Raw genomic sequence first — 3,514 nt, 5'->3', positions numbered from 1 at the left:
TGGTGTGGCGGGTCGGGGAGTGTCGCAGGCCCGTGATGGGATGGCGGGATGCAGGCGTACCGGTTGGTGCGTCGGCCCGCCGGGCCGACCGAGGGGAGTGGCCCGTCCGTCGGGCGGCCCACCGACGGCGTCCCCACGGTGGCGGTCGCGGACCGCGACGATTCGGGGCAGGCGGAGGTGGTCGCGCACACCGACGGGCCGATGCTGGTCCTCGGTGGACCGGGCACCGGAAAGACCCGCACGCTCGTCGAGGCGGTCGCCGCCCGGGTCGCCGAAGGGGTGGACCCGGAGCGGATCCTGGTGCTCACCTTCAGCCGGCGGGGCGCCGCCGAGCTACGGCAACGGATCGAGGCCCGGATCGTCACCGAGGGTCAGCGGGTGTTACGCGAACCGCTGGTGCGCACCTTTCCCGCGTACGCCTTCGGTCTGCTGCGGCGGGCCGCCACCGAGCGGGGCGAGCCGTCACCACGCCTGCTCACCGGTCCGGAGCAGGATCTGATCATCCGTGAGCTGCTGGACGTCGTCGGCCCGGAGCCCGGCGACGACCCGGTCGGCTGGCCCGAGGACCTGCGCCCGGCGTTGCGTACCCGGGCCTTCGCGGCCCAGCTGCGGGACCTGATGATGCGCGCGGCCGAGCGCGGGGTGGGGCCTGCCGAACTGGCCCGGCTCGGCGAGAAACTCGGCCGTGCCGACTGGCCGGCCGCCGCCCGCTTCCTGCGGGAGTACGTCGCCGTGCTGGCGCTGCGCGACGTGGCGAACCGGGGATCGATCGCGTACGACCCGGCGGAGCTGGTCCGGGCGGCCACCGGGATGTTGCGCGACGACCCGGAGCTGCTGGCCGCCGAGCGGCGCCGGTTGGCGTACGTCTACGTCGACGAGTTGGCCGACACCGACCCCGCCCAGCTCGACCTGCTGGACACGGTCGCCGGTGGCGGTCCACCACTTGTCGCCTTCGCCGACCCCGACTCGTCCACGTACGCCTTCCGGGGCGCCGACCCCAGCGGCGTGACCAATTTCCCGCACCGGTTCCGCACCGCCTCCGGCGCACCGGCCGCGCAGGTGCTGCTGACCACCAGTTACCGCAGCGGGGAGCGGCTGCTGGCCGCCGCTGCCCGGCTGGCGCGACGGCTGCGGGGCCCGGCGGCACACCGCCGGTTGCGGCCGGTGCCGGACGCACCACCGGGTGAGCTTGAGGTACGCACCTTCCGCTCGGCCACCAGCGAGGCCGCCTGGCTGGCGCACGCCCTGCGCGAGGCACACCTGCTCGGCGGGATGCCGTGGGGACGGATGGCGGTGCTGGTCCGCTCCACCGGCCGGCAGTTGCCGACGCTGCGTCGGGCCCTGCACGCGGCAGGCGTGCCGACAGTGGTGCACGGCGAGGATCTTCCGCTGCACCTGCAACCGGCCGTCGCGCCGCTGCTGCTCCTGCTGCGCTGCGCGCTGGAGCCGGACCGACTCGACGAGGAGGCCGCCGTCGCCCTGCTGCACTCCCCGCTCGGCGGCGCCGACCCGCTGGCCGAGCGGCGGCTGCGGCAGGGCCTGCGGGCCATCGCCCTGGCCACGGGTGACCGCCGGCCCTCCGGTGAGCTGATCGTCGAGGCGCTGCGTGACCCGACCGAGCTGGCCGGTGTGCAGCGGCGCTGGGCCGAGCCGGCGCAGACCGTGGCCGGCCTGCTGGCGGTGGCCCGGGAGGCGGCCGACCGGCCCGGCGCCACCGCCGAGGAGGTGCTCTGGGCGGTGTGGCGGGCCAGCGGGCTGGCCGAGCTCTGGTCCGCGGCGCTGACCCGGGGCCCGGCCGTGGCCGGTGAGGGTGACCTGGCCCGGCGTCGCCGGGCCGAGGCAGCCGACCGTGACCTGGACGCCGTGCTTGTTCTCTTCGACGCCGCCGCCCGGTTCACCGACCGGCTTCCGGGTGCGCGTACCGAGGTCTTCCTCGACCACGTGCTCGCCCAGGAGTTGCCGGCCGACACCCTCGCCCCGACCGCCGACCGGGGCGACGCCGTCCGGCTGCTCACCGCGCACGCCGCCAAGGGCCTGGAGTGGGACCTGGTCGCCGTCGCCGGGGTACAGGAGGGCGTCTGGCCCGACCTGCGGCTGCGCGGCAGCCTGCTCGGTTCGGAACGTCTGGTGGACGTGCTGACCGGCCGGTCCGACGGTGCCGGTGGGGTGGCCACCCTGATCGGGCAGACCTCCGCCCTGCTCGACGAGGAAAGGCGACTCTTCCACGTCGCGGTGACCCGGGCAAGGCACCGGCTGCTGGTCAGCGCGGTGGCCTCGGCGGCGGTGGGTGGCGACGACCACGAGGAGCAGCCGAGCCGCTTCCTGCACGAACTCGGCCCCACCGTCGCGGAGAGCGGCGGCGAGGCGGTCGGTGGCCAGGTGGTCGGCGACGGCGAGGCGCACCGCGACGGCGAGGCGCACCGCGACGGCGACGGCGGAACCGTCGAGGGCGGGGCCGATCCGGGTGCGCCCCGGGCGCTGCCGATCAGCCGGCCACCCCGGGCGCTCACCCTGCCGGCGCTGGTGGCCGAGCTGCGTACCGCCGTGTCCGATCCAGCGACACCTACCGCCCGCCGGCGGGCGGCAGCGGCCGAGCTGGCCCGGTTGGCCGCCGCCGGGGTCCACGGTGCACATCCCGACGACTGGTGGGGACTACGCGCGTTGTCGGACGACCGGCCGCTGGTGGACGAGGGGGAGCCGGTCCGGGTCACCCCGTCGGGCATGGAGAGCGCGCTGCGGTGCAGCCTGCGCTGGCTGCTGGAGCGGCACGGCGGCAGCCCGGCGGCCAGCACCGCGCAGGGCGTCGGCAACCTGGTGCACGCGGCGGCGATGCTGGCCGAGGATGCCAGCGCCGACCGCAACGAGCTGCTGGACTACGTCGCCGCCCGGTTCGACGCGATCGAGTTGGCCGCCCGCTGGATGGCCGGGCCGGAGCGGGCCCGCGCCGAGGTGATGGTCGACAAGCTGCTGCGCTGGCTGGCCGCGAACCCGCGTCGGCTGCTCGCCATCGAGCACGAGTTCGCGGTACGCCTGGACGACCCGCACCGGCCGGTCGAGCTGACCGGGCGGGTGGACCGGCTGGAGGTGGATGCCGACGGCCGGCTGGTGGTGGTGGACCTCAAGACGGGCAAGTCCACCGCCGTCACCGCGCCGGAGGTGGCGGAGCATCCGCAGCTCGGCGCGTACCAGGCGGCGGTGGAGGCGGGTGCCTTCGCCGAGTTCGGCGACGAGCCGGGCGGCGCAGCCCTGGTGCAGCTCGGCACCGGCGCAAAGGACGCCAAGGAGCAGTCCCAGCCCGCCTCGATCGATGGGCCGGAAGCCGGCTGGGCCACCGCGCTGGTCCGGCGCACCGCCGATACGATGGCCGCCGCCACCTTCGCCGCCGTCGCCAACTCGAAGTGCCGGGTGTGCCCGGTGCGCACCAGCTGCCCGGTGTCCGGCCAGGGACGGCAGGTGGTGGAGCCGCCGACCGTCCGGCGCCCGGAGCACCAGGAGTGAGCGTGCCCTCCCAGCC

1 protein-coding gene is annotated in these 3,514 nt (G+C 76.0%); it reads left to right on the top strand.

Annotation, left to right across the window (positions count from 1 at the left end):
* Positions 1-48: 48 nt before the first annotated feature.
* Positions 49-3,498, top strand: a complete 3,450-nt coding sequence (locus C1I93_RS29510) for an ATP-dependent helicase (protein WP_111246528.1) — start codon at positions 49-51, stop codon at positions 3,496-3,498.
* Positions 3,499-3,514 lie beyond the last annotated feature (16 nt).

Source organism: Micromonospora endophytica, from assembly GCF_003236305.1.
GTDB classification, from domain to species: Bacteria; Actinomycetota; Actinomycetes; order Mycobacteriales; family Micromonosporaceae; genus Micromonospora; species Micromonospora endophytica.
Note: the sequence above shows the minus strand (reverse complement) of the source record. Positions and strands in the feature narration are given on the sequence as shown.

Bases quoted from the DNA above. Each gene is read 5' to 3' on its own strand.
- C1I93_RS29510 (WP_111246528.1), top strand. From the start codon at position 49: ATGCAGGCGTACCGGTTGGTGCGTCGGCCCGCCGGGCCGACCGAGGGG.